We start from the raw sequence: 23,236 nt of genomic DNA, 5'->3' as shown, positions 1-23,236 counted from the left end.
TCGAAGGAAGCCGCGCGAAGACTTATCTAAGCACCGCTTAGACAGTATAGAATCGTTTCCGTGCCCGCACAAGCCACGAAGAAAAGCACGTCCACACGACCGAAATCAGCGGCCTCGGGGACGCGTGCCAGCTCCGCATATCACCATGGAGATCTTCCGCAGGCGCTCAAGCGAGCCGCGCTGGAGGTCCTCGCCGGTCCCGATGCCCATCTGCTGTCGTTTCGGGACCTGGCACGCCGTCTTGGAGTGACGACAGCCGCGCCCTACCATCACTTCAAAGACCGCACCGGCCTGCTCGTATCGCTTGCGGTGGATGGCTACCGTCTGCTCCACGCGCAGTTCCTGCGAGCCGCGCAGGACGATGAAGCCTATGCGGCGAGAATCAAATCGCTGACGATGGCATACCTCGACTTCGCGCGCCGCGAGCGAGGGTACTATACGGCGATGTTTCTTCCCGAGGTCTCCGCGGCTTCGTCTCCTGAGCTGAGATCAGCTGCCAACCTGAGCTTCGAGTTGATCCGTGATCTCATCGCCGGACACAACCCGGGGATGCCCTTGGAGCAGGCCTCCGAACGCACCGTCTCCATCTGGTCGTTCCTGCACGGTCTGGTCGTGCTGAGCGCAGCGGGCCCCCTGAGCCGCAGGCTACCCAGGAAAGAGCAGGACCGATTCGCGGTGGATTCAATCGAGCGGTGGCTCGGAAACGGACGGAGTAGTTAAGCAGCATCGCGGCCCAGCCTGCGATACCCTGCGGCTATGCTCCGCTCTGTAGCGTCCCTGCTCGCCACCGCTGTTCTCGCGTGCCTCTCTGCCTCCGCTCAACGCCTCGTCCTCATCGACCAGGACGGCTCCGGCCCCGGCGGCTCGAACCAGATGGCGATGATGGTGCTCCTGCAATCGCCGCAGGTAAAGCTGCTGGGCATCACGATGGTGAGCGGCAATGCGTGGGAACCCGAAGAGGTCGCGCACACGCTGCGCATGCTGGAGCTCATCCATCGCACCGATGTGCCCGTCGTTCCCGGCGCGGTCTACCCCCTGCTGCGCACTGAAGCCGAGACCATGGCCGATCGCCAGCGCATCGGCATACAGCCCTGGTATGGCGCGTGGGGAGATCTCGCCAAGGGCACCAGCGCGCAGCCGTACCACGCGCCGTATGTGGTTCCGAAGCTCGAAGAAGGCGACCCCACCACCAAGCCGCTGGACGAAGACGCCGCGCACTTTCTCATCCGCCAGGTGCACGCGCACCCGCATCAGGTCACGATCTACGCCGCCGGTCCGCTGACCAACATCGCGCTCGCGCTCAGCATCGATCCGCACTTCGCGGAGCTCACGCAGGGCATCGTCATCATGGGGGGAGCACTCGCGCCCGTGACCGACGATCCCGAGTTCTCCACGCATCCACGCCACGAGTTCAACTTCTGGTTCGACCCTGAGGCCGTGCACATCACGCTGCGCGCGCCATGGCCGCGCATCGATCTCACCACCGTCGACATCAGCGTGAAGACCCGCTTCACCAAGGAGATGCTGGCCGAAATTGCGGAGTCGAACTCGCCGAGTGCGCAGTATCTCGTCAAGTACACGCACGAGTTCTATTACCTGTGGGACGAGCTCGAGTCCGCCGCACTGCTCGATCCGAAGATCATCACCAAAGAGCGCGAGCTCTATGTCGACGTTGACCTGAACCCCGGCCCCAACTACGGCGACACGTTGACGTGGACCAAGGAAAACAAGCCCGAACGCTTCATGCCGATCGTGCACGTGCAGGAGGATGTCGACACGGCACGGTTCTACAAGTTGTTCGTGGAGCTGATGAAGGCGCAACCGCAGAAGTAGAAGCGTCTCGCCAATGCCAAGACAAGCGCTGAGTACGCAACGCACGCAAAGGAACGCGGCGAAGTTCTCGTGGGCGCATGCCGCCGTGGCGTCACGCTGCGGTCTTGGCGCACGCTGCGTTTGCAGTTTCTTTTGGGAGCAGTGCTTCTCATCCCTTCGTGTACTGCGCTAGTCTCATGCACATCATGCGCACCGCCCTCGCACTCGCCCTCTGCACCGTTGCGGCCTCAGCACAACAACCCGCGCAACCGACAGCCAAGCCTCCGGTCAACGTGCAGTTCCACGAGCCACGTGCGTTCGACTTCGACAACCATGAAGGCTTCACGCAGATCTTCGATGGCAAGTCGCTGACAGGCTGGGACGGTGATCCCGCCATCTGGCGCGTGGAGAACGGCGCCATCGTCGGCGAGTCGGCCTCGCTGACAGTGCGCCCGCCGAACACCTACATCAGTTATCACGGCAGCGGGCCCAACGATCCCAATGCCATCGCGCATGACTTCGACCTGAAGCTCGAGGTCAAGGTCGAGCACGGCGGCGGCACGGGCATCCAGTATCGCGGGACGGTAGGCCAGCCGTGGATCCGCGCACGCCCCGGCCAGCCGCTGCCCAAACCCGCCTGGCTGATGACCGGTCCGCAGGCGGACTTCTGGTTCCCCGTCGACCCGCAGCACGAGCAGTACAGCGGCCAGTTCTACTCCGAGAACACCACGCTCGGCATCCTCACATGGCGCGGCCAGGTCACCGAGTCGACGACGACGCAGGGCGGCGACACCACGAACAACGCCGTCGTCGGCGTTATCGGCGACCGTAACGCGCTCGGCGGCTACGTGCGCGACAACGGCTGGAACCAGTACGAGATCATCGCCCGCGGCCCGGTGATGATGCACATCCTCAACGGCCAGCTGATGGCCGTCTTCATCGACGACGACCCCAAGTCCTCCAACAACATCGCAGGACTCATCGGCATCGAGCTCGAAGGCACACCCACGAAGATCAGCGTGCGCAATATCTGGCTGAAGAAGATCAACTGAAGAACTGACGCTTAGCGGAGCAGCCTGACCTCGCAACCAACATCGGCACGGGACCAGCGCTCCTCGGTCGTGTACGCAATGCCACCAAGTTCGATCGCGAGCGCAAGGCATGCACGATCGCCGAGCGACAAGCCAACATGGCGAGTAGAAGCGCGAAGCTCTCCGGTGAGTTTGGCTTGATGCAGCGAGAACGGCTCAATACGCGCAAGCACGCCAAGCAGGCGCTCGACACTGGTAACCGTAAGCCCGAGGTCGGAGAGTTTCGTATACACCTCGGCAACATTCACCGCGCTCATCACACCGCCATCCACCAGGGCATGCGCTGATTCGTCAATCCGTTCGCTCTTCGCGATCGCCAGGATCACGGACGCGTCGAGAACAGCTTCACTCACCGTCAGCTTCCGCACGCCGCTCGTCTAAGAGTTCCTGCAGAAGATCGCGGTTTTCCGGGTTCGCAGCGCGGACCTCCTCGCGAAAGGCGCGGAAGATCTCCAGCATCTCCTCACGCGTGTGCTTGCGGTGAGGAGATGTGTATAGGGGCGCGGGTTGCTCGGGCACGGTCGACGTCGCCATGTCCACAGTATGCGAGCGGCTTCCGCACATTGCAAGATTCGCCTTACGCAGAAAGCAACGCAGCGATCAACTCCCCGCGCCCGATCTTCTTCTGCTCGCCGCTAGCAAAGTTCTTCACCGTCGCGCTATGCGTTGCGACCTCGTCCTCGCCCAGCAGCACAATGTTCCGCGCCAGCGAGTCCGCCACGTCGAAGCTCTTGCGCAGCTTGAAGCTGCCATCGCCGACCTCAACCCCAAGGCCCGCAGCGCGCAACTCATGCGCCAGCGCCAGCGCCGCAGGATTCTGCTGCACACCCAGCGGCGCAATGTAAGCATCGAGCTTATTCGCCGCCCATGCGGGGTGCGCCGCGCCTTCCGCCTTCGCATCCTCTTCCGCCTGCGCCTGCAGCGTGAGGATCAGCCGGTCCTCGCCAATCGCAAATCCAATGCCCGGAGCGCGCGGGCCGCCCAGCATCTCGGAGAGGCCGTCATAGCGCCCGCCGCCGAGCAGCGCATTCTGTGTGCCCAGGCCGGTGGTCACGGTGAACTCAAACGTCGTGCGCGTGTAGTAGTCCAGCCCGCGCACCAGCCGCGGGTTCAAGTGGTAGGGCACGCCGCACGCATCCAGCGCCGCGAGGACCTGTTCGAAGTGCGCGCGCGAATCGTCGGCGAGGTAGTCCGCGATCTTCGGCAGCGTCTCGATGATGGCCTGGTCTTGTTCATCCTTCGAGTCCAGCACGCGCAGCGGATTGGTCTCCGCCCGCCGCTGATTGTCCGGGCACAACTGATCCTTCACCGGCGCCAGCGCCTCGCGCAGCGCCTGGTTGTAGCGCGCGCGATCCTCACTCGACCCCACCGAGTTGAGATCTAATCTCCAGCCTCGGATGCCGAGCTCATCCAGCAGCGCGGCGAGCATCTGCAGCACCTCGGCATCGCGCAGTGCAGACTCCGACCCCGACGACGGCGGCCCGATCACCTCCGCGCCGATCTGCCAGAACTGCCGGTAGCGGCCCTTCTGCGGACGCTCGCGCCGAAACTGTGGGCCGATGTAGTAGAGCTTCTGCAGCGCACCGGTCTCGCCCAGCTTGTGCTCAATGTACGCACGCACAACGCCCGCGGTGTTCTCTGGCCGGAGGCAGAGCATTTGCGCCTTCTCGCTGGCTGCACGGGCGCGATCTTCCCACGTAAACATCTCCTTCCCGACGATGTCCGTCTCCTCGCCCACCGCGCGCGCGAACAGCGAGGTGTCTTCGAGGATCGGGGTGCGAATCTCGCCAAACCCATAGCGTGCGAAGATGCGCCGGGCGGTCGCTTCGACAAAGTTCCACAGCGGGGTCTGGTCGGGGAGGAGATCACGGGTGCCGCGGACGGCCTTGAGGGTAGGGCGCTTCTGCGGCGCGCCAGCGTTAGTCAACATACCCTTCCAGTGTATCGGGCGGCGGGCTGACGAAAGTGATTCGCCGTCTTCGCGGAGATCGAACTGCAAACGCGGCGTACGCCAAGGTCGCGGTGGGACGCAGCGGACTCCTGCGCTGGCACGGAATTCGCTGCGTCCCTTTGCGTACGTTGCGTCCTCCGCGTTTGTCTTTCGGACTAAACCGGGTCGGACGAGCCCACAGGCTCGCTCATCTCCCGGGTCTGGAGTCTCGCATCGATGAGGAAGCCTGCCCCAATGGCGAACGGGATCAGAGCGACCGCGGCGCCCGAGAGCACCTCACGCTGCTGCAGGATGGTCGAAAGCGCGATGAAGAACGCCGCCATCCCCACGCCCGTAGCCAGCAGCACAATGCCGGAGAGCCGGATGTTGGCGCGGCGGCGCACACGGTCAGCCGAGGGCTTGCCATGCAGGATCGCCAGCTCCTCAACACTGGGAGGAGGGGTCACGCCACGGGCGATGCATTCCAGCCGCTCGCGGCTGCGCATCTCTTTCGCTCGGTTGCTGGCCCAGGTGGTCGCGATGACGATGCCGAGGATCATAAAGCAGCCGGCGACCGGCACGATGAAGGGGCTGTCAGGCCAGTTGTCGCCTTCATGCAGAAGAGCGAGGGCGAGGGTTGCTAGGGCGGCGAGTGGCATACGATGATTCTCCTGATCGAGATTTCCTGGGCCGCCGGCGTCCACGCCGTCGCAGCCCGAAACTTGTTGGCCGCTATGACTGAGTCGACCTGCGAAAGTTTCACGGGCAGGCCATGAAACTTTCGGGATTCGCTGCAGTCTGAGGGGGCGTGATGATGGAACTGAGGCGAGAGACCTAACGTGCGGAAAGACCTGACGAGTCCCGAGGGGTTCGAAGCGCTGGTGCGCGAGCATCAGGGCATGGTCTTTCGCACCCTCACGCGCATGACCGGCTCCGGCACGCACGTCGAGGACCTGGCGCAGGAGGTCTTCCTCCGTCTCTATCGCGCGCTGCCTGAGTTCCGGGGCGAATCGATGCTCTCCACCTACCTTTACCGCATCGTCGTCAACGTCGCGCAGGACGAATGGAAGCGCCGCAAGAAGGAGCGCGAGCATCGCGCGGAAGCTCCCGCCTTCGCGGAAGATGAAGCCGACAACTCAGCCTGGCTGGAAAACTTTGCCGGCGACGCCGACGCCAGCGAACACGCCCGCACGCCGCACGCCCGGCTGGAGCTCGCCGAGATCGAGCGCGCGCTCGAGGCCGAGCTGCAGGCGCTGCCCGAAATGGAACGCGCCGTGATCGTGCTCTACCACCAGGAAGAGTTGAGTTACGAAGGCATCGCCGCCGCGCTGAGCCTGCCGGTCAACACCGTGCGCACGCACCTGCACCGCGGACGCAAGCGGCTGGGAGAACGGCTGCGCGACCGCAACGGCAGCGTCCCCGCTTCGGCGCCCGCGACGGCTGTGGGAACGCTGCCGACCGCAGAAGCTCCGCGAAGGAGGCTGTGGCGATGGGCGTGAGAACACAAACGAACTACCGGACGATAGGATGGAAACTGATGAAAGGAGCGAGGGCGATGCGGCAGGACGATCTACAAGCTGAGTCGAAGATGACGGCATTCAAGATGACCGCGACCGAAGACGCCTTGCTCACCCGCACGCTCGAACGCAAGCCGCAGATTGCCGTGCCCGAAGGCTTCGCCGCCCGCGTGGCTGCCGCGCTGCCTGCGCAAAAGCCAACTCGCGCGCCGCGCCGCGTAGGAAGCCTCATCGCCATGGTCGCCGCCATGATCGTCACGCTGACCATGTTCGTTCTCGCCTCGTCCGCCCGCCCGAACCTCACCAACTTCGCCTTCGATATGGAGCTGCTGATGCTGGTGCAGCTCGCGGGCATCGGTTGGTACTACTCGCTGCGCCGCGAGATGTAATCCGGCAGACATCCTCACCTCGGAAATCGGGTGCCCCGGTCCGGACTTTCGGACCCGGGTTTCGCGTTACGGTCCTATCGGACGGCCACCACGCTTTGTCAGGGCTGGGCTTCAGCCCAGCCATCTATCAAGCTACCGAAAAGGGCTTTAGCCCCTGAGGCGAAAGCTCTCTCGCCTACACACGATGAAGGGGCTCGCCGCGTTGGCAAGCCCCTTCTCGCTTTTGATCGTGACGATGCCACGAATTGCCCTGACGAATTAATCCGCCACGCCCGGGTCCGGCGTGTCCTCACCCAATGCCGTAGCCAACGAATTCAAATGGTCGGCCTCGTCGCGCAGGATCTCGCGCAGGTCCTCGCCGAGAGCGTAGTGCGAGAGCTCTTCCGCCTGCTTCACGCGGCGGCGATAGTGGCGGATCGTCTCCTTCTCATTCTCCAGGTCGAAGCGCAGCATGTCTTCGGCCTTTTCGCTGGTCTTTACTTCCTTGGGCTTCACGGCCGGCATGCCGCCCAGGTAGTCGATCCAGAAGCTCAGCTTGAGCGCGTGCGAGAGCTCTTCCTCTGCATGCTTCGCGAGCTCGGCCGCGATGTTCATGTACTGCGCTCCCTTGAGCACCTGCGAGTAGTTCACGTACGCGATGACAGCCTGGAACTCGCGCGCCAGGTCCTCGTTGAGCAGGTCAATGAACGCTTCCTTGGTAATGGTGGTGCTCTTCTGGGTCGACATGAAGACAATCCTCTTTCTTCTGCCCGGGCCGATGGCCGGGGCGAACACACTGCGGCCGGGGCGAACACACTGCGGCCGGGGCGCAAACCTGGCCTACATAGCGGTAGGATGCAGCGATCGAGACCAACGTCACTCGAAATCGCGCAGGATTCTCAGCTCTTCGGGCAGGCCAAAGCGGCGGATATCTTCCGGATATCTTGTGGATGTCCTCTGGATCCCCTCTGAATCGCCTGTCGATCGGCTGAGGATCACTCTTCGCTGCCCGCGTGGGCGAACCTACTGCTGCGCCTGGTTCGCGAGATCGCTCGGAGACTCCAGCACCAGGTCGCACTCGGTCTCGCCATGGCAACTCAGCACGCCGCGCCGGATCAGGTGTCCCTTGCTCGCCGACGGAACACCCAGCCCAAAATCGTAAGCCTTCACCGCCTCCAGCTCGGCATCGCGGTCCGAGGACGACCCGCCGGTGCTGTTTGCGCCTTTCGCCGCGTCCTCGACGAAACGCACGGAGTTGATGCCCTGCGCCGTGACGTCCAGCTCGACCTCACCCCAGAAGGCCGCGCCCGGCTTGGTCCCCGACGCCTTGGCCCGCGGCACCTTGTAGGTCCGCTGCTGCTGCAACGAGGTCGTCATCCCGCGCGCATCGTTGCTGGCCACCGGATGCACGCCTGCAGCCTTCAGCGCCGCGATGCGCGCCTTGATCGTGTCCCCGAGCTTCTCTCCACCATCCGACTTCGCCGTCGCCGCCAGCTGGTACACCGCCAGCGCATCCGGCCCTTGCTTCGCCTTCTCCAGCACCTGCCCCAGGTGCATTCCCGGCTCCTGCGCCAGGCCGTTGCGCCACGCCGCGCGAATCCACGGCAGCGCCTCCTCATACTTGCCGTCCTGATAGAGGATCCAGCCGTAGGTGTCCCAGGTGTTGATCATCAGCTCCGACCGGAACAGCATCGCGCGCCCCGTCTCGCCGGTAGAGCTGGCTTCATCGAGCAGGTCCAGCGCCTTCAGCGCCGCTTTCTCTGCCAGCGGAACGTCGAGCGAGTTGTTCGCCAGCTCATACGCCGCGTTGTTGAGCTGGATCGGATCGCGCGCGTCCGTGATGATCGACTCCAGCATCGGTCGCGCCTCGGCCTGGCCGCCATCGCGCATTAGGTCGGAGCCCAGCTCGAGCTTCACGGGAACGCTGTTGGGGTTCTTCTCCAGCGAAACCCGCAGCACGTCCTCGGCATCCTTCAGCTTGTCCTTGGTCTTCAGCATCGAGGCCAAGAACAGCGCCGCGCTCTCATCGCCGGGGTTGCGATCGAGGAACTTGCGCATCGTGTCGATGGCGCCATCATTGTCCTTGCGCTGGAACTGCGCCGTCGCGAGCATGCGATAGGCCAGCCCTTCGTCGGGGTGGTACTCAACCTCTTTACGCAGGTCGTCGATGGCCTTGGCCGGAGCATTGTTGGCCATCTCGATGGCCGCATAGCTGCTCCACAGCCGCGCCTGGTGCTCGTTCAGCGACTTCGCGGAATCCAGCTTCTTGCGCGCGGCCTCCAGGTCCTTCTGGCCGATGAGCTGGTCCGCCTCCATGATGATCTGGCCGGCGTTCTCGTTGTTCACCGTGCTGTGGCCGGAGGCGCGATCCAGCTGCACATAGAGCTCGCCATCGAGGCTCGCATCCTTGTACCACTGGTGATAGGTCTTCCAGTCGGTCGCCGGCAGGTGGTCGATGAGCACCTCGAAGCGGCGGTCGACGATCAGCGTGCCGTGATCCAGCTTGTACGTCTTGTCCATCGTCGCGAACGCAGCGTGCGCGTGGATGGGCAGCGGAAGCTCCGCGCTCCAGCCCTGCGGCAGCTTCAGCTCGGTGTGCGCCATCTCCAGATGCGCCTCACCCAGCCCGATCGGCGTGATCGGCGGATTCTTCTCATCGGCATCGCCCAGGCCGATGGGCGGAAGCTGCGGCACGATGCGCAAGTTCTCCCAGTCGCCGCTCTTCTCGCGCATGTAGCTGTAGCTCACGTGCAGCGGCGTGCCCAAATCGTCGGGCTTGCTGAACTCCGCATCCGAGACCTTGCCGGGGAAGCCCAGCGACTCGCTGATCTTCTGCATCAGGTCGTCCCACTGCGCCGGCGTCACCGAACGCGCGGCCTGCCGGAAAATAATCTCCGTATCGCTATGCAGATCGATAGTGATCGTCGACCGCATAGTGCCCTTCTCGTCGAGCGTTCCCTCCGAAGCGAAGTGGTCTTCCAGCGGATAGGGTGGCTTCGCCGGCGTGGTCTCCAGCCGCGCATCGCCCGTCGCCGGGATCACCAGCGCCTGCTTGCCGCGGATCTGCGGCATCAGCAGCCGGAACGATGCAACCTCCGCCGTAGCGTCCAGCCAGTTCTCCTTGCCATCGATGTGCGCCACCGTGATGACGTGGTTGAACCAGCCCGGCGAGGGTACGTCGGGATTGATCGCCGTGCCCGCGCCGATCAGCGCGGCGTCGGCCTGGATGCCCGCGACCGACAGCATCGCCGCCAGCAGCGTGTGCTTGTCCTTGCAATCGCCATACTGGTTGCGCAGCACGTCGCCCGACTCATGCGGCTGGTAGCGGCCGATGCCAAACGCCACGCCGATGTACCGCACCTGCGGCCCTACGAATCCATACACCGCCCGAGCCTTCTCCTCCGGCGTTGTCTTGCCCGCGATCAGTTGATTCGTCCGTGCCGTCACCTCGTCGTCCGGCTCCACGCGCGCAGACTCCAGCTTGCGATACCACGCGCCCACCTCCGCCCAGGAGTGGAACGTGGTCCACGCAATGGGCGGCAGCCGCGGTTGGTCGTTAGTCGCCAGGTCAGGCAGGTGATCCAGCTGCAGCAGCGTGCCCTTGTCCTTGCCCACGACCGGCACCAGCTGCGAGCTATGCCACACCCAGGTCTTCTGCCCGTTCGCGGTGGTGATCTCGGGCTTGTGGTCCGGGCTCCAGACCTGCACGTACTTCCCTTCGGGAGCGTGCAGGGTCACCGTCTCCGACAGCGCCACAACGCCGTTCGACGGAAGCATGAAGTTCTCCGTCTCCCAGAACTGCCCCGGCGCCTCCGCGCGTGTGCGGATGAAGCGCACGTGGTACTCCAGCGTGTCGCCGGGCCGAATGCTGCGCACCGGAATCTGCTCGGACTTCAGATCGGAGTAGAACGGCGCCTCGCGCGTCACCGGCGCAGGCTGCTCCTGCACATCGGTCGCCGGGGTTGGGATTACCGTGCCATCCGGCCGCCGCACCCGCACATAGTCGATCTCGACGTGCTCGGAGCCGGACGCGAACGGGAAGCTGAGCACGCTCAGGTCCTTCACGCCGGATTGCGACTGCACATGCACCACACCCAGCAGCTCGCGCGATCCCGTGCCGTCGTCGTTGTAGGTATAGGTGCGCTCCGTGCGCTCGAAGTAGGTCGGCTCGTTGCTGTAGTCCGCGCTCGAGCCCGCTGCAGGAGTGACTGGCGCGGCAGCGGCCTGCCCATGCATCCTCCCCACGCTGCCGGTAAGCGCCGCAAGCAAAAGGGACAGGAGGAGGGACGGGCGTACGACGGACGGACTGTGCATGAAATTTCTAGGCCTGACTTATGGGGTGCTGTTGGAGGAAAGATACACCTTCAGGTAGTCAAGGTAGTTATTCCCGTAGGTGCGGATCAGCGCAATGTCCTCGTCCGTGATCGCTCGCCGCACCTTGCCGGGCACGCCCGCCACCAGCGACCGCGGCGGAATCACCGTCCGCTCCGGGATCACCGCACCTGCCGCGATAATCGACTGCGTCCCGATATGCGCGCCGTTCAGCACCACGGAGTTGATGCCAATCAGCACCTCATCCTCCAGCACGCAGCCGTGCACGGTGGCATTGTGGCCGATGGTGCACATCTCTCCGACAGTGACCGAGTAGAGGTACCGCTGCCCGTGGAGCACAGCGCAGTCCTGAACATTGCTGCGCGCGCCGACGCGAATCGAGTTCACATCGCCCCGGATGACAGCGTTCATCCACACGCTGGCATGCTCGCCCAGCACGACGTCGCCAATCACCTGCGCGCTGGGATCGACATAGGCAGACGCCGGAACGACCGGCTGGATGTTGTTGAACGGACGAATCATGACAAACAGGGTACAGCGTCGGAGAGGGCCGAGGGATTAGGGCCAAGGGCCAAGGGTCTGGGGCCCAGGGACGCCCTGCCGTCCCCCGTCTGCACCCCTCCGCTGTCTGAGCCCTAAACCCTGAGCCCTTGGCCCTAATCCCTGAACCCTTGACCCTTGGCCCTTGGCCCTTGACCCTAATCCCTACTTCCCCCCTGCTACCGTTTTCCACCGCCGCTTCGTCTACCAGACAGGTACGTACCCTGACCTCCGGAGTCAGAAACAACATGAACGCAACCGATGCGATCGTCCTCCCCGGCGACGTAGCCCGGCGCCGCAGTCCCTTTGCCCTTGGCTTGGAGGAGACGTTGACGCAATCGTCTGCCCTGGTGGCGGTAGAATCGCCATCAGTGCCCAGAGCCGTAGCCCAACCCGGCGCCCGCACCCGGCTTTCCGCCGAGCAGATGGAAGTGCGCCAGCAGCAGCGGGCGGAGGATGACGAGCTCATCCGCCAGGCCCAGAAGGGCGACCGCGCCGCCTTTGACACGCTCGTCCGCCGCTACGACCGCAGCGTACTCCGCCTCGCGCTGCACATGCTCGGCAACGAGCAGGACGCCCAGGATGTGCACCAGGACGCGTTCATCAAGGCGTACCGGCATCTTTCGAACTTCCGGTTCGAGTGCTCGTTCTACACCTGGCTCTACCGGATCGTCACCAACCTCTGCCTGGACCAGCTGCGACGCCGCAAGAGCCGTCGCGAGGACCCCAGCACCGCGACCGACGCCGCAGGCGAAGAGATGGACCTGCTGGCCAACATTACCGACGGACGCGCCGGCGCCAACCCCGCCCGCGAGCTCGAGCGCAAGACCATGAACACGGCCATCCAGCAGGCGCTGGACGAACTCACGCCGCGCGAGCGCACCGTCTTCGAGCTGAAGCACTACCAGGGCCTCAAGCTCCGCACCATCGGCGAGATGCTCTCGACGACCGAGGAGACGGCGAAAAACACCCTCTTCCGCGCGACCCGAAAGCTGCGCGCCAAGCTCGCGGAGGTGAGGTAGAGAGATCGAAGTTGCGAGTTCTCAGTTCCGAGTTGCGAGTTGGAATACCAACCGCCTCCCTAACAACTGAGAACTCACAACCAGCAACTGTTCTTCGCCAGAGTTCCGACGACAAACGATCGGGACCGGCAGCATCAAACGCACCACCGCTTTGGAGAGGTCACTGAGGTATACGCATCATGAACTGTGAGCTTGCGCAACAACATATGATCCTCGCGCACTACGGAGAGCTGCCGGACGAGACGCAGCACCCGTTGGAGCAGCACCTGACAGGATGCGAGGAGTGCCGGCGCGAATGGAACGCGCTGATCGCCCTGAACGAAGACCTGGCCACGCTGCCTGTCGTCGAACCCTCACCGAACCTGCTGGCAGCCTCGCGCATGCGGCTGGATGAGGCGCTGGACGCCATCCCGCCGCGCTCCGCCGGACAACGTCTCCTGGGCAACGCCTTTCGCTGGCTCGGCTTTCTACAGAGCGCGCCCGCCCTGGCGACACTACTCGTCGGCGTCGGCTTCCTCGGCGGCAACATCCTCAACCGCTACCAGGTGGCCCACAGCCCCAGGCTGCCGACTGCGGTGCTGCTCAACGGCGCTCCCGGCCCCATCGCCAGCGTCTCCGGCATCGTCCAGACCCCCAACTCCGAAGTGGTCCAGGTGAACTACAACCGCCTCGTTCCAGAGACCGTGCAGGGGTCGCTGGATGACCCGCAGATCCGCCAGCTGCTCATGCTCGGCACCAAGCTCGCGAGCTCCGGCGAGGTCCACGCAAACTCCGTCGCGCTGCTCGCACAGGAGTGCATCGCAGGCCACGACTGCCAGGACAGCAGCCAGCAGGATGGCATCCGCAGCGCCCTCATGACCTCCCTGCGCAGCGACAAGAGCTCGGCCGTCCGCCTCAAGGCCCTCACCGGCCTGCAACCCTATGTCGCCGATGACGAGAACGTCCGCGATGCCGTGCTCGATGCCGTCCTGCGCGACCGCAACTCCGACGTCCGCGCCCAGGCCATCAGCATGCTCACCCCGGTCCACGCCGACACCAGCGTGCGCGAGGTGCTCCGCACTGTCTCCACCCAGGACGTAAATCCCGCCGTTCGCAACGCCAGCTTCCAGGTGCTGCAGGGGGCGTCAGATATTCAGTAGCCTCGTGACCGTCCTCGCTCATCGCGACCTCTGCGCGGCGACCTCCCGCCGTGCCTTCCCGCGCCGCCGGCTCCTCGCTGCGGGGCTCGCCGCAGGCTGCCTCCTCGGCGTGGGAGCCTCTGCCTCCAGCCTCTCCGCCCACGCCGGCCATACCCAGCCGCAGCACACCGCCGGCTACCTCGGCATCGAGTTCCACGATCTCTCCGACGCTGAAGCCACCGCCCTGCACGAGAAGGGCACCCGCGGCATCCTCATCCTCGCCGTCGACCACGACGGCCCCGCCGGCAAAGCCGGGCTCCGGCCGCAGGACGTCATCGTCTCTGTCAACGGCCAGAACTCGGCCAACGCCGACATGCTGCGCCGCATGATCCACGACGCCGGCGCGGGCTTCAACATGGCGCTTTCCCTCATCCGTCAAGGAAAGGATCTGCACATCAACGCCGTGCTCGCCGACCACAGCCAGATCGAGCGCGCCGCCATCGCCAAGATGAGCGCCACGCCCGTGGGCGTCTCCTCGACAGCCGATCCGGTGGACGCCGAGGAAGGTCGCCCGGACTTCGCCAACCCTGCTCCTCCGCCACCCACCAAGGCCATGCGCGGGCAGACCTTCATCGGCGCCGTGCTGCATACCGGGCCCTTCACCGGCCTCGAGCTCGAAGTGATGACCCCGCAGCTCGCCGGCTTCTTCGGCGTGCCGGACGGCAACGGCCTGCTCATCCAGAGCGTCGCGCCCAACAGCCCGGCGGCCGAAGCCGGTCTCCACGCCGGCGACGTCCTGACCAAGGCCGACGGTGTCCCTCTGCACACGACCAATATCTGGAACAAGCACCTGCGCACGGCCAAGGGCCGCCCCGTGGCGGTCACCATCCTGCGCGAAAAGCACGAGCAGCAGATCACCCTGACCCTGGACGCGAAAAAGCATTCTCTGCTCGAGTGGCCGCACGGCTTCAAGGGAGGCGAGTAAGCCACTCAAGCAAATACTCGCTCCTGCAAACCTGAGGACCTCGCCCCTCGACAGCTATCGCTGTTTCGGAACGAGGTCCTCTGCATTGCGGTCTTTCGATCTTCCGCGAGCCGTCAGGATCTACTTCGTGCCGACCGGCTTGCCTTCCTGCACATAGTTCTTGTTCCACGAAGGAATCTCGACCAGATACGTCCCCGGCTTCTCAATCACCGCCTGGCAGCCCAGCCGCGAGTTCAGCTGCAGCCCCGGCGCAAGATCCAGCCGGTCGAGTTCCTTCTCCTCCGGCTCCGAAAGGCTCTTGCCGCCTTCCTTTACGAACAGGTGGCACGTCGTGCAGGCGCACACGCCGCCGCACGCATGGTCGAGGAAGATGTGGTAATTTTCAGCCACATCCAGCAGGCTCATCGGTTCGCCATGGCCTTCGTACGGCAGCGAGCCAAACGGAAACTCGACGGTCTTGCCCTCAGGCTCAAAGGTCACACGGACCATATTCTCCGCAGGTGGCTGGGAGAGATCGACAACGGGAAGCTCTTTTTCGTGATCGGACATACGCTCGTCTATCTTACTGCGGGCCGCGTCTTCGCGCTGTAAATGCGCCCTGGCGATGCGCGCGCACCGAATAAGCCCTTCTTATGAGCCATCACCACACCGCTCAATGGGTTCTGCTCTCATGGGAGGAGTGGGGAGTAAGCTCCCCAAAGGGAACGCTCCATGAAACGAAATCTGTTGATCCTCGTCCTCTCCATCGCGGCTGCGGCGCTCCTCGCGCAGGCCATCCGCCCCTCGCTGGGCGCCCCGGCCAGCCCTGCGGCGGAGATTGCCGCGCCCCCCGAGGTGCGCGCTATCCTCGAGCGCCGCTGCTACGCCTGCCACTCCGACTCGCCAAAGCTCGCATGGTTCGACCAGATCGCCCCGCCCTACTGGATCGTCGCCAAGGATGTACGCCAGGCCCGCGCGCACCTGAACTTCTCCGAGATCGGCGCAAAACCCACCGCCGCGCAGCGCGCCACGCTCTTCGAAGCCGTCAACATGATCCAGCTCGGCGCCATGCCGCTGCCCAGCTACCTCGCCGTCCATCGCGACGCCGGCGTCACTCCCGAAGAGCTCGCCACGCTGAAGGCCTACCTCGCGCCCTTCGCTCCCGCAACCGCGCCCACGCCCGTCGCGTCCACAAGCCCCGCGCAGGCCACCGGCTCGCCCTCCGGACCTTCGCTCAACGGTGTGCCCTTCCCCGCCGACTACAAGACCTGGCAGATCGTCAGCACCACCGACCGCGGCGACAACCACACGCTCCGCATGATCACCGGCAACCCCATCGCGGTGCGCGCGATCGAGTCCGGCAACATCAACCCCTGGCCCGACGGCGCAGCCTTCGCGAAGAACACAGTGCAGTCCGTCGACGATGGCCACGGCCACATCACCTCCGGCAATTTCATCCAGGTGGAGTTTATGGAGAAGGACGCCGTGAAGTACAAATCCACGCAGGGCTGGGGCTACGCCCGCTTCCGCGGCAACGACCTGAAGCCCTACGGCGCAGGCCCGCACTTCGACGCCGAGTGCACCGGTTGCCACGCCCCCATGCACGATCACGACTACGTCTACACCCTGCCGCTGCCCCGCGCAGGAGGTGCCCAGTGAAGCTCGTCTCTGTTGCTACCCTCGCGACAATACTCGCGCTGTGCCTGCTCTGCGGCTGCGAGCCGCACCCATCCCCAGCCAAGAGCGACCTGATCAACACCGACGCCGGTCTGCACGGCGAGCTGCCCTACCCCGTGCTCTCCTGGAAACCGCTGACCGTCGCCGTCGACCGCACCCAGGGCACCACCTCAACGCTGTTCTCGAACGGCTCCACGATGGCGCGGGTCACATGGGCGGCACGCGACGACCCGCACTGGTTCGGCGCCCACATCGCCGGCGCTCCGCAGCGCGTGGAGATCGTGGAGTCGACGAATGGTACCCAGCGGTACCGCCTCTTCTCCGGCTCGCCGCTCGCAGAGCAAGCCAGCGCCGGAGACGGAAAAGACCGCATCGCGGAGATTGCTGCGATGCGGCCCATAGCCCTGCCTTAGCTTTGTGTGGCCCTAGTCTTCGGTCGATTCGCCCGGCGTCTCGGGGTCGGCCTCGGCCTTCTCGATCACATCAGGGCTCTTCGACTCGTCGAACTCCGCCGCAGCGAACGGATGCGGCGCGTTGACGCCTGCGCCCATCGAGTCGCTCGCCGCCGCCATCGTCTTGCCGCTCAGCGCTCCGCTCACCGCGGTGTCCATCATGATCTCCGCAAAGCGCCGCGTCTTCTTGTCCAGCCGCTCGATCGCATTGCGAATCACGCGATAGTCGCCGCCGGTCAGCGATGCCTTCAGCTCCGTCACAGCCGCCTTGATGTCCTCGTGCTCCACACTGGTCAGCTGCTGCCACGCAGGCGACTTCTCGCCCTTCTCCACGGCTTCGAGGATCGTGTTGCCCTCGTTCTTCGCCTCGATCACCTGCCGCGCCGTCAGGTCTTCCTCGGCGTAGTCGAAGCTCTCCAGGATCATCGTCTCGACCTGCTCATCGGTGAGCCCATACGTCGGCTTCACCTCGACCTGAGACTCCATCCCGCTGCGCTGCTCACGCGCGCTCACATGCAGAATGCCGTTCGCATCGATGAGGAACTTCACCTCGATGCGCGGCAATCCCGCCATCATCGGAGGGATACCTTTGAGATCAAACCGCGCCAGAGACCGGCAATCCTTCGCCAGCTCACGCTCGCCCTGCAGCACGTGGATCGCGACGTTGGTCTGCCCATCCACGCCGGTAGTGAAGTGCTCCGTCGCGCTCGCAGGAATCGTCGAGTTGCGTTGGATGATGCGGCTCATTACGCCGCCCAACGCCTCGATGCCCAGCGACAATGGCGTCACATCCAGCAGCAGCAGATCGTTCGTTGCCGCGTTCTCTTCGCCGGAGAGGATCTGCGCCTGCACTGCGGCACCCAGCGCGATCACCTCGTCAGGATTGAGCTCGGTGTGCAGCTTGCGGCCACGCGCTTCGAGATCGAAGATCTTCGCGACCAGCGTGCGCACCGCAGGGATGCGAGTCGACCCGCCCACCATCACCACTTCGTCAATCTGCTCCGGCTTCAGCCCTGCATCGCGAAGCGCCTGCCGCACCGGCCCCGCCGTGCGCTCCAGGATCGGAGCCACCAACTGCTCAAACTGGGCGAGGCTGATCTCGCGCAGGTAATGCTTGCCCTCACCCAGATCCAACTGCAGCTTCGCAGCCTCGTTCGAGCTCAGAGCAATCTTCGCGTCGATGACCGCCTTACGCAGGGACTGCACCAGCTCCGGTCGCGTCGCCACTTCCACGCCCAGGTCGCCGCGAATGTCATCGATCGCCACCGCAAGCAACAGGTTGTCGATGTCATCGCCGCCCAGGTGCGTATCGCCGCCCGTGGCGATCACCTCAAAGATCCCCTCGTGCAGCTTCAGGATCGAGATATCGAACGTGCCGCCGCCAAAGTCATACACGGCGATCACGCCATCCTTGTTCTGGTCGAGGCCATACGCCAGCGCCGCCGCTGTCGGCTCGTTGACCAGCCGCAGCACCTCCAGCCCCGCAATGCGTCCCGCATCCTTCGTCGCCTGCCGCTGCGCGTCGTTGAAGTACGCCGGCACGGTGATCACAGCCTTCGTCACTGGAGCGCCGAAGAAGCGCTCCGCATTGCGCTTCAGCTGCAGCAGCACATAGGCCGAGATCTCCGGCGGGGTCAGCGTCAGCCCGCCAACGTTGAGCTTCAGCACCTCGCCCGGCTTCAGCCCCTCGGCAAGATGAAACGGAAACAGCTTCAGCTCGGATTCAATATCGGTGAGGTCGCGGCCCATGAGCCGCTTCACCGAATAGACCGCGTTCGCCGAATTCGTCAGCAGCACACCGCGCGCCGCATTGCCCACGCTGAAGCCGTCCTGCGTCTCCTGGTCGAACGCCACCACCGAGGGCACAATCGGCGAGCCATCCTCACCCGGAATGACAGTGGGCGTACCGCCCTGCATGTAGGCGATGAGCGAGTTGGTGGTGCCAAGGTCGATGCCCACCACGGGGCCGGCCGACTGGCCTGAGATCTGTACGAGTTCTGCCAAGATTGCTTCCTCTCGATTGCGGACCCGCGCGCGTTCACGCTGCGAAAGGCCCAACTCCTATTGTCCCTCAACCGGAAGGTTAGGGGGTGAAGACCAGCCGCGCCGTGCCGTCCTTCTCGCCCCAGCGCTGGGTGACTTCGGCCAGCGGCACAGCCTTGTAGCTGAACTCGAACGTCTCCTTCGCCGCCAGCTGGAAGAAAGCACCCACAGCCTCGCGGATGCCATCCAGCAACGCCGAGCCGAAGCCAGAGCCCAGCAGCTGAATATTGGTCGAGCGCAACGTGTGCGCCGGCAGCGCAATCGTCTCGCCGGCGAGGTTGCCGATCTGCAGAAACCGCACCCGGCCGCCAGGCTTCACTACTCCCTTCGCGCCCAGGGCATCCAGCGCGGCCTCAGCCGGCGCGCCCCAAAGGTAATCGAGCACCACATCCACACCATTCGCGAGCATCGCCTCCCGCAGCTCGGCCACCAGCGCAGCCTTGTCCTGATCGAGCGAAACCACCGCATCGGCACCGAGGCTCTTCAGCTTCGCCAGCGCCTCCGGGTTGCGGCCCGTCGCGATGACCTTACCCGCGCCGCGATGCTTCGCAATCTGCACCGCCAGCTGTCCACTCGTACCCGTCGCGCCAAGGATCAGCACATTCTGTCCCGCAGCAAACTCCGCGCGATCCAGCGCCAGCCACGAACTCATCGCTGGGTTCGCGATCCCCGCAGCCTTTGCATCCTCAATCGCATCAGGCAACGGAATGACGATCGCGCCCGCACCAATCACCGTCGTCTCGCACATCGTCCCGTAGGGGAAACGCGCCCCACCGAAGTACGCCCGCGAGCCATCAGGAAAGATGCCCACACCGTCCACTCCGGGGATGAACGGAAACTTGCCCGTACTCAGGTAATGCTTGCCCGCAGCGATACCGCGAACGATCTGATGCAGCCCGGCGGCGCGCATCTGCACCAGCTGCTCGCCCGCGGCGGCGACGGGATCATCGAACGTGGCATACTGCGGCGGTTGGCTGTAGCTGGTAACGACGGCGGCGTTCATGCAATTTAATGTAACTCCCCGTTGTGCAGATGTGGTTTCCCGGCGGATCATGATCGCATGACCGGATCTACCATCATCCCTGCCATACGATATCGCGACGCCAACGCCGCCATCGAGTGGCTGTGCTCGGTGCTCGGCATGACGCGCAACGCCGTCTACGCCGGACCCGAAAACACGATAGCTCACGCCCAGCTCACCTACGGGGCAGGCATGGTCATGCTGGGCTCGGCCAGCAACGGCGGAGCCTCTGCGGGCCGCTGGGTCAGCCCCGCCGAGGCCGGCGGCCGGGAGACCTCGCACCTCTGCATCATCATGACCGATGACCACTGCCGCGCCGCGTACGAGCGCGCGAAGGCCGCCGCCGCGCCCATCGTGCAGGAGCTCACCCAGCCCGCGCACGGCGGTCTCTCCTTCGGCTGCGAAGACCCCGAGGGCCACACCTGGTGGATCGGCAGCTACGACCCCTGGGCGCAACCTGCGCAGGAATAATCCGGCATCACGGGGGACATCGATAAGATCAAACCCATACCCAACGATTCCCAACAAGCCAGGAGACCCAATGGCGAAGATTCCCTATCTCGACGTGCTCGGCAGTGAAGACCCGCTCGCAACGATTCGCTCCACCCCCGCGCGGCTCGCGAAGGTCTACGACGCTCTGACTCCCGTGCAGGCTGAAGCCCGCTCCGCGCCCGGCAAATGGAACCTCCGCGAAGTCATGGCGCATCTCGCCGACTGCGAAGTGGCCTGGGCGTGGCGCCTCCGCTACGCCTATGGCGCCGAAAGCCCCGTCCTCCAGCCCTTCGATCAGGACTCCTGGGCCAGGCCCTACAGCGCCTACACTCTGCCCGACGCTCGCTCCGCCTTCGACGGTCTGCGCGCCTGGAACGTGGCCCTGGTAAGCGCCTTGACCGACGCCGACAAGGCCAAGATCTACACCCATCCCGAACGCGGCGAAGAGCCGCTCTGGACTCTCGTGCAGATCATGGCCGGCCACGACCTCCACCACCTCAAAACGCTGGAAGCGCTCTAGCGATTTCTCAACATCCCGCTTCGCTCCAGCGCCTCACGCGTCCAAGCATCGCGCCGCGCGACCCAGCTCTCCTGCGTGTTGGCCCTCGCGAACGCATGCGCTGCGCGCGCCATCGTAACAAGTCGCGCACGGTTGCGATCCAGCTCCACCAGCGCAGCGGCAGCCTTCTCAACATCCGGCCACGGCGACAGCGCCCCCGCACCACTCGCAGCCAGCTCGCGATAGTACTCCGTATCGAACGCCAGGAACGGCACGCCCACAGCCATCGCGTCGATGGCATTGCGTGGCGTATCCGGGGTCAGCGGCATGCCCAGCAGCAGATCGTGTTGTGCCACCGCCGCGAACAGCTCCGGCCCATACGCTATCGGCTCATGCCACCGCACGTGCTCCACAATGTTGAGCTCCGCAGCCAGCGCGCACAGCTCGCCCCGCTGCGGTCCGCTGCCATAAAGATGCAGCTGCGCATCGATGCCCTGCGCGCGTGCTGCAGCCAGCGTGCGCAGCATCTCGGTGATGCCCTTACGCTCCACGAACCGCCCAAAGTAGACCAGCTCCAGAGGCCGCGTGCGAGCTTCCAACAGCGAGAGCTTTGCAGCCAACGCCTCCGCAGGCATCACGTACTCGCTCGAGTGCGCCGCATCGAGGAAGCCATGCACATTGGGGCGACCCTTCGCATACTCCGCGGCAAAGCGTTCGCCCTTCAGCAGCACCACCGAACACAGCGCGACCGCAAGACGCAGTTGCATCCGCAGGAATCGCCCGAACACACCGGGCTTCGCTGCGCCGCCGTCCATGCGGCCTTCGCCGCGGAAATCGATGTCGACGACAAAGATCGTCACCCGCCCACGCACCCACCCCATCATCCACGCAGCGAGCTCCGTGGGATGTTTGATCGCGAACGACAAGCCCGTATGCACCACCGCCGCCTGCGCTGTCGCGGCATGCAGCATCTTCAGCGTGCGAGCGAACGACCCTCCCGCAGCCTCCAGCGTCACAATCTCAATGCCCGTCCTCGCCGCATCATGCATCGCCAGCGAGCTTCCCGCCTGCTCATACGCCGCGCGCGTCATCGGCCGCATCGCGACGACCAGCCGCAGCCCCAGCGCCGCCGCGCGGTCGCGCAGCAGCAGCAGGTGCTCGGCAAAGGCGCTCTCCAGCGCCACGCGGTTCGCATCCAGCCGGTAGTGCTCGACAGGAAGAACCATCAGGTACGTTCGGCCAGAGCATCTTCCCTGTAGGTGTAGCCCAGCACCTCGATCATCATGGGTGTTTTCTCCAATGAAAACGCCACCGCACGCCCTTATCGAGGTACCCATCAACAGGGAAAATGCTCCAGACATGCCCTGAACCTAGAGTCCCGCCCCGGGTGAGTCAATCGAACGAAGGCGGCAGAGGCTCTTCAACGGCCGGCGCTCAATGCTTCTTTGCCGCATCCGCCTCAGCCCGCTGCTTGTCCAGCGCCTCCTCAAACGTCCGCTCCCCACTCGAGACAAACGCCTGGTAGCCCGCAGGATCGACAAACACCTTCGGCCCCTCCTTCGGATACCGCTGCAGCTTGCCCAGCAGGTCGAAGTACTTGCCATGCTCGCCGAGGAAGACATCGCACGGCAGCGAGTGCAGCACCTTGAACGTGTGCTCGAAGTCCTTCGCGATGCCCTTGTAGCTCTCCTGCACGCCGGGGCGCGCGACGAACTGAAACTCAGACCAGAAGCTCACCCCGCCCACGATCACCACATCCCGCAACTGCCCTGCCGGCTCGCCCGGCAGATGAACCTTCATCGTCCACGTCGTGCAGCCGCGCGTATGCCCAGGCGTCTTGTGCGCCACCAGCGTAATCCCACCCAGCGTCACCTTATTGCCGTCATGCAGCACGCGGTCCACATGCACCGGTGGATACGGCGTCAGCGAAGTCCACGTGGCTTGAAACCCCTTGCGGCCGCCCGACTCCGCAACCTCGACATCGCCGTCCATCACCATGTTCTTGGCGTGCGTCTCGAGCACCACCACTGCAGCGCCGCCCATGTGATCGCTGTGCGCCTGCCCGTTGAGCAGGATCTTCGTATCCGCCCACTGGAAGCCCAGCTTCTCCACGCTCGCGCGAATCTGCGGCGGCGAGCTCTCGAGGTTCGCATTGATGAGAATGTTGCCTTCAGGCGTGGTCACCAGATAACTCGCCAGGTCCCTCGACCCCACGTAATACAAATGGTCGGCGATGCGAAACGGCTCAACCTGCGTGGTCCACGCAGGATCGATATCGGCACGAACGGCTGGGACGCAAAGGCTGGCGAGGACAAACGAGAGCAGAACACGGAGGCGGCGCATACATGATGGGTACCG

Annotated in this window: 24 protein-coding genes; 12 read left to right on the top strand and 12 right to left on the bottom strand. The window is 64.6% G+C overall.

The window, feature by feature from the left end:
• Positions 1-60 precede the first annotated feature (60 nt).
• The 3 genes from AC5E6W_RS16420 (at position 61) to AC5E6W_RS16410 (ending at position 2,864) form a co-directional block, all read left to right on the top strand.
• Positions 61-720 (top strand): TetR/AcrR family transcriptional regulator, encoded by a 660-nt coding sequence (locus tag AC5E6W_RS16420; RefSeq protein WP_491753409.1) that lies wholly within the window; start codon positions 61-63, stop codon positions 718-720.
• Positions 721-756: 36 nt separating this feature from the next.
• A complete protein-coding gene (locus tag AC5E6W_RS16415; protein ID WP_491753408.1) occupies positions 757-1,833 on the top strand; it encodes a nucleoside hydrolase in 1,077 nt (358 codons plus the stop codon).
• Between the two features lie 185 nt (positions 1,834-2,018).
• Positions 2,019-2,864 carry a 3-keto-disaccharide hydrolase gene (locus tag AC5E6W_RS16410; RefSeq protein WP_491753407.1) on the top strand — a complete coding sequence of 282 codons (846 nt, stop codon included), beginning with the start codon at positions 2,019-2,021 and terminating at the stop codon, positions 2,862-2,864.
• 11 nt (positions 2,865-2,875) lie between these two features.
• Here the strand turns inward: AC5E6W_RS16410 and AC5E6W_RS16405 are convergent, their stop codons facing one another.
• The 4 genes from AC5E6W_RS16405 to AC5E6W_RS16390 all read right to left on the bottom strand — a co-directional run bounded on the left by AC5E6W_RS16405 (position 2,876) and on the right by AC5E6W_RS16390 (position 5,492).
• Positions 2,876-3,271 (bottom strand): type II toxin-antitoxin system VapC family toxin, encoded by a 396-nt coding sequence (locus AC5E6W_RS16405; RefSeq protein ID WP_491753406.1) that lies wholly within the window; start codon positions 3,269-3,271, stop codon positions 2,876-2,878.
• Entirely contained in the window at positions 3,249-3,437 is a 189-nt protein-coding gene (locus AC5E6W_RS16400; protein WP_491753405.1) for a hypothetical protein, read from the bottom strand. Before AC5E6W_RS16400 ends, AC5E6W_RS16405 begins: the two co-directional genes overlap by 23 nt.
• A gap of 43 nt (positions 3,438-3,480) precedes the next feature.
• Positions 3,481-4,833, bottom strand: a complete 1,353-nt coding sequence (hisS, locus tag AC5E6W_RS16395; protein WP_491753404.1) for a histidine--tRNA ligase — start codon at positions 4,831-4,833, stop codon at positions 3,481-3,483.
• Between the two features lie 176 nt (positions 4,834-5,009).
• Positions 5,010-5,492 (bottom strand): DUF6249 domain-containing protein, encoded by a 483-nt coding sequence (locus AC5E6W_RS16390; protein WP_491753403.1) that lies wholly within the window; start codon positions 5,490-5,492, stop codon positions 5,010-5,012.
• Between the two features lie 180 nt (positions 5,493-5,672).
• On the opposite strand from AC5E6W_RS16390, the gene AC5E6W_RS16385 reads away from it, so the two are divergent.
• The gene (locus AC5E6W_RS16385; protein ID WP_491753402.1) at positions 5,673-6,332 is read left to right on the top strand and encodes an RNA polymerase sigma factor; all 660 of its coding nucleotides are present in this window, start codon (positions 5,673-5,675) and stop codon (positions 6,330-6,332) included.
• A 38-nt stretch (positions 6,333-6,370) separates the two neighbouring features.
• Complete coding sequence (locus tag AC5E6W_RS16380) at positions 6,371-6,739, top strand: hypothetical protein (protein WP_491753401.1); 369 nt, start codon at positions 6,371-6,373, stop codon at positions 6,737-6,739.
• 258 nt (positions 6,740-6,997) lie between these two features.
• On the opposite strand, the gene AC5E6W_RS16375 is transcribed toward AC5E6W_RS16380, so the two are convergent.
• The 3 genes from AC5E6W_RS16375 to AC5E6W_RS16365 form a co-directional block, all read right to left on the bottom strand.
• Positions 6,998-7,465, bottom strand: a complete 468-nt coding sequence (locus AC5E6W_RS16375; RefSeq protein WP_491753400.1) for a ferritin-like domain-containing protein — start codon at positions 7,463-7,465, stop codon at positions 6,998-7,000.
• A 276-nt stretch (positions 7,466-7,741) separates the two neighbouring features.
• A complete protein-coding gene (locus tag AC5E6W_RS16370) occupies positions 7,742-11,032 on the bottom strand; it encodes a DUF3857 domain-containing protein (RefSeq protein WP_491753399.1) in 3,291 nt (1,096 codons plus the stop codon).
• An 18-nt stretch (positions 11,033-11,050) separates the two neighbouring features.
• Entirely contained in the window at positions 11,051-11,572 is a 522-nt protein-coding gene (locus AC5E6W_RS16365; RefSeq protein ID WP_491753398.1) for a gamma carbonic anhydrase family protein, read from the bottom strand.
• Positions 11,573-11,838: 266 nt separating this feature from the next.
• On the opposite strand from AC5E6W_RS16365, the gene AC5E6W_RS16360 reads away from it, so the two are divergent.
• The 3 genes from AC5E6W_RS16360 to AC5E6W_RS16350 all read left to right on the top strand — a co-directional run bounded on the left by AC5E6W_RS16360 (position 11,839) and on the right by AC5E6W_RS16350 (position 14,715).
• Positions 11,839-12,612 carry an RNA polymerase sigma factor gene (locus AC5E6W_RS16360; RefSeq protein ID WP_491753397.1) on the top strand — a complete coding sequence of 258 codons (774 nt, stop codon included), beginning with the start codon at positions 11,839-11,841 and terminating at the stop codon, positions 12,610-12,612.
• 179 nt (positions 12,613-12,791) lie between these two features.
• Positions 12,792-13,751: a HEAT repeat domain-containing protein gene (locus tag AC5E6W_RS16355; RefSeq protein ID WP_491753396.1), complete on the top strand. Its 960-nt coding sequence runs from the start codon at positions 12,792-12,794 to the stop codon at positions 13,749-13,751.
• A 4-nt stretch (positions 13,752-13,755) separates the two neighbouring features.
• Complete coding sequence (locus tag AC5E6W_RS16350; protein ID WP_491753395.1) at positions 13,756-14,715, top strand: PDZ domain-containing protein; 960 nt, start codon at positions 13,756-13,758, stop codon at positions 14,713-14,715.
• 120 nt (positions 14,716-14,835) lie between these two features.
• Here AC5E6W_RS16350 and AC5E6W_RS16345 read toward each other — a convergent pair whose 3' ends face one another.
• On the bottom strand, positions 14,836-15,264 hold the full coding sequence (locus AC5E6W_RS16345; protein ID WP_491753394.1) for a 2Fe-2S iron-sulfur cluster-binding protein: 429 nt from the start codon (positions 15,262-15,264) through the stop codon (positions 14,836-14,838).
• Between the two features lie 162 nt (positions 15,265-15,426).
• Between AC5E6W_RS16345 and AC5E6W_RS16340 the strand changes: the two genes are divergently transcribed.
• A complete protein-coding gene (locus AC5E6W_RS16340) occupies positions 15,427-16,353 on the top strand; it encodes a heme-binding domain-containing protein (RefSeq protein WP_491753393.1) in 927 nt (308 codons plus the stop codon).
• The gene (locus AC5E6W_RS16335; protein ID WP_491753392.1) at positions 16,350-16,784 is read left to right on the top strand and encodes a hypothetical protein; all 435 of its coding nucleotides are present in this window, start codon (positions 16,350-16,352) and stop codon (positions 16,782-16,784) included. Before AC5E6W_RS16340 ends, AC5E6W_RS16335 begins: the two co-directional genes overlap by 4 nt.
• A 12-nt stretch (positions 16,785-16,796) precedes the next feature.
• Here AC5E6W_RS16335 and hscA read toward each other — a convergent pair whose 3' ends face one another.
• Together hscA and AC5E6W_RS16325 are read right to left on the bottom strand one after the other, a co-directional pair.
• Complete coding sequence (gene hscA, locus AC5E6W_RS16330) at positions 16,797-18,827, bottom strand: Fe-S protein assembly chaperone HscA (RefSeq protein WP_491753391.1); 2,031 nt, start codon at positions 18,825-18,827, stop codon at positions 16,797-16,799.
• Between the two features lie 79 nt (positions 18,828-18,906).
• Entirely contained in the window at positions 18,907-19,869 is a 963-nt protein-coding gene (locus AC5E6W_RS16325) for a quinone oxidoreductase family protein (protein WP_491753390.1), read from the bottom strand.
• Positions 19,870-19,926: 57 nt separating this feature from the next.
• On the opposite strand from AC5E6W_RS16325, the gene AC5E6W_RS16320 reads away from it, so the two are divergent.
• Both AC5E6W_RS16320 and AC5E6W_RS16315 read left to right on the top strand, forming a co-directional pair.
• Positions 19,927-20,358 (top strand): VOC family protein, encoded by a 432-nt coding sequence (locus AC5E6W_RS16320; protein WP_491753389.1) that lies wholly within the window; start codon positions 19,927-19,929, stop codon positions 20,356-20,358.
• Between the two features lie 70 nt (positions 20,359-20,428).
• Positions 20,429-20,899 carry a DinB family protein gene (locus AC5E6W_RS16315; RefSeq protein ID WP_491753388.1) on the top strand — a complete coding sequence of 157 codons (471 nt, stop codon included), beginning with the start codon at positions 20,429-20,431 and terminating at the stop codon, positions 20,897-20,899.
• Here the strand turns inward: AC5E6W_RS16315 and AC5E6W_RS16310 are convergent.
• Together AC5E6W_RS16310 and bla are read right to left on the bottom strand one after the other, a co-directional pair.
• The gene (locus AC5E6W_RS16310) at positions 20,896-22,104 is read right to left on the bottom strand and encodes a glycosyltransferase (protein ID WP_491753387.1); all 1,209 of its coding nucleotides are present in this window, start codon (positions 22,102-22,104) and stop codon (positions 20,896-20,898) included. The genes AC5E6W_RS16315 and AC5E6W_RS16310 overlap by 4 nt on opposite strands.
• Before the next feature lie 208 nt (positions 22,105-22,312).
• Complete coding sequence (bla, locus tag AC5E6W_RS16305) at positions 22,313-23,221, bottom strand: subclass B3 metallo-beta-lactamase (RefSeq protein ID WP_491753386.1); 909 nt, start codon at positions 23,219-23,221, stop codon at positions 22,313-22,315.
• Between the last annotated feature and the right edge of the window lie 15 nt (positions 23,222-23,236).

The organism is Bryocella sp., from assembly GCF_058498515.1.
This window is presented reverse-complemented; position numbering and strand designations above follow the sequence as displayed.

Coding starts and splice junctions, on each gene's coding strand:
- AC5E6W_RS16345 (WP_491753394.1), bottom strand. CDS start 15,264: ATGTCCGATCACGAAAAAGAGCTTCCCGTTGTCGATCTCTCCCAGCCA.
- AC5E6W_RS16310 (WP_491753387.1), bottom strand. CDS start 22,104: ATGGTTCTTCCTGTCGAGCACTACCGGCTGGATGCGAACCGCGTGGCG.
- AC5E6W_RS16325 (WP_491753390.1), bottom strand. CDS start 19,869: ATGAACGCCGCCGTCGTTACCAGCTACAGCCAACCGCCGCAGTATGCC.
- AC5E6W_RS16400 (WP_491753405.1), bottom strand. CDS start 3,437: ATGGCGACGTCGACCGTGCCCGAGCAACCCGCGCCCCTATACACATCT.
- AC5E6W_RS16410 (WP_491753407.1), top strand. CDS start 2,019: ATGCGCACCGCCCTCGCACTCGCCCTCTGCACCGTTGCGGCCTCAGCA.
- AC5E6W_RS16390 (WP_491753403.1), bottom strand. CDS start 5,492: ATGCCACTCGCCGCCCTAGCAACCCTCGCCCTCGCTCTTCTGCATGAA.
- hisS (WP_491753404.1), bottom strand. CDS start 4,833: ATGTTGACTAACGCTGGCGCGCCGCAGAAGCGCCCTACCCTCAAGGCC.
- AC5E6W_RS16340 (WP_491753393.1), top strand. CDS start 15,427: ATGAAACGAAATCTGTTGATCCTCGTCCTCTCCATCGCGGCTGCGGCG.
- AC5E6W_RS16355 (WP_491753396.1), top strand. CDS start 12,792: ATGAACTGTGAGCTTGCGCAACAACATATGATCCTCGCGCACTACGGA.
- AC5E6W_RS16370 (WP_491753399.1), bottom strand. CDS start 11,032: ATGCACAGTCCGTCCGTCGTACGCCCGTCCCTCCTCCTGTCCCTTTTG.
- AC5E6W_RS16360 (WP_491753397.1), top strand. CDS start 11,839: ATGAACGCAACCGATGCGATCGTCCTCCCCGGCGACGTAGCCCGGCGC.
- AC5E6W_RS16320 (WP_491753389.1), top strand. CDS start 19,927: ATGACCGGATCTACCATCATCCCTGCCATACGATATCGCGACGCCAAC.
- AC5E6W_RS16415 (WP_491753408.1), top strand. CDS start 757: ATGCTCCGCTCTGTAGCGTCCCTGCTCGCCACCGCTGTTCTCGCGTGC.
- bla (WP_491753386.1), bottom strand. CDS start 23,221: ATGCGCCGCCTCCGTGTTCTGCTCTCGTTTGTCCTCGCCAGCCTTTGC.
- AC5E6W_RS16380 (WP_491753401.1), top strand. CDS start 6,371: ATGAAAGGAGCGAGGGCGATGCGGCAGGACGATCTACAAGCTGAGTCG.
- AC5E6W_RS16375 (WP_491753400.1), bottom strand. CDS start 7,465: ATGTCGACCCAGAAGAGCACCACCATTACCAAGGAAGCGTTCATTGAC.
- AC5E6W_RS16315 (WP_491753388.1), top strand. CDS start 20,429: ATGGCGAAGATTCCCTATCTCGACGTGCTCGGCAGTGAAGACCCGCTC.
- AC5E6W_RS16365 (WP_491753398.1), bottom strand. CDS start 11,572: ATGATTCGTCCGTTCAACAACATCCAGCCGGTCGTTCCGGCGTCTGCC.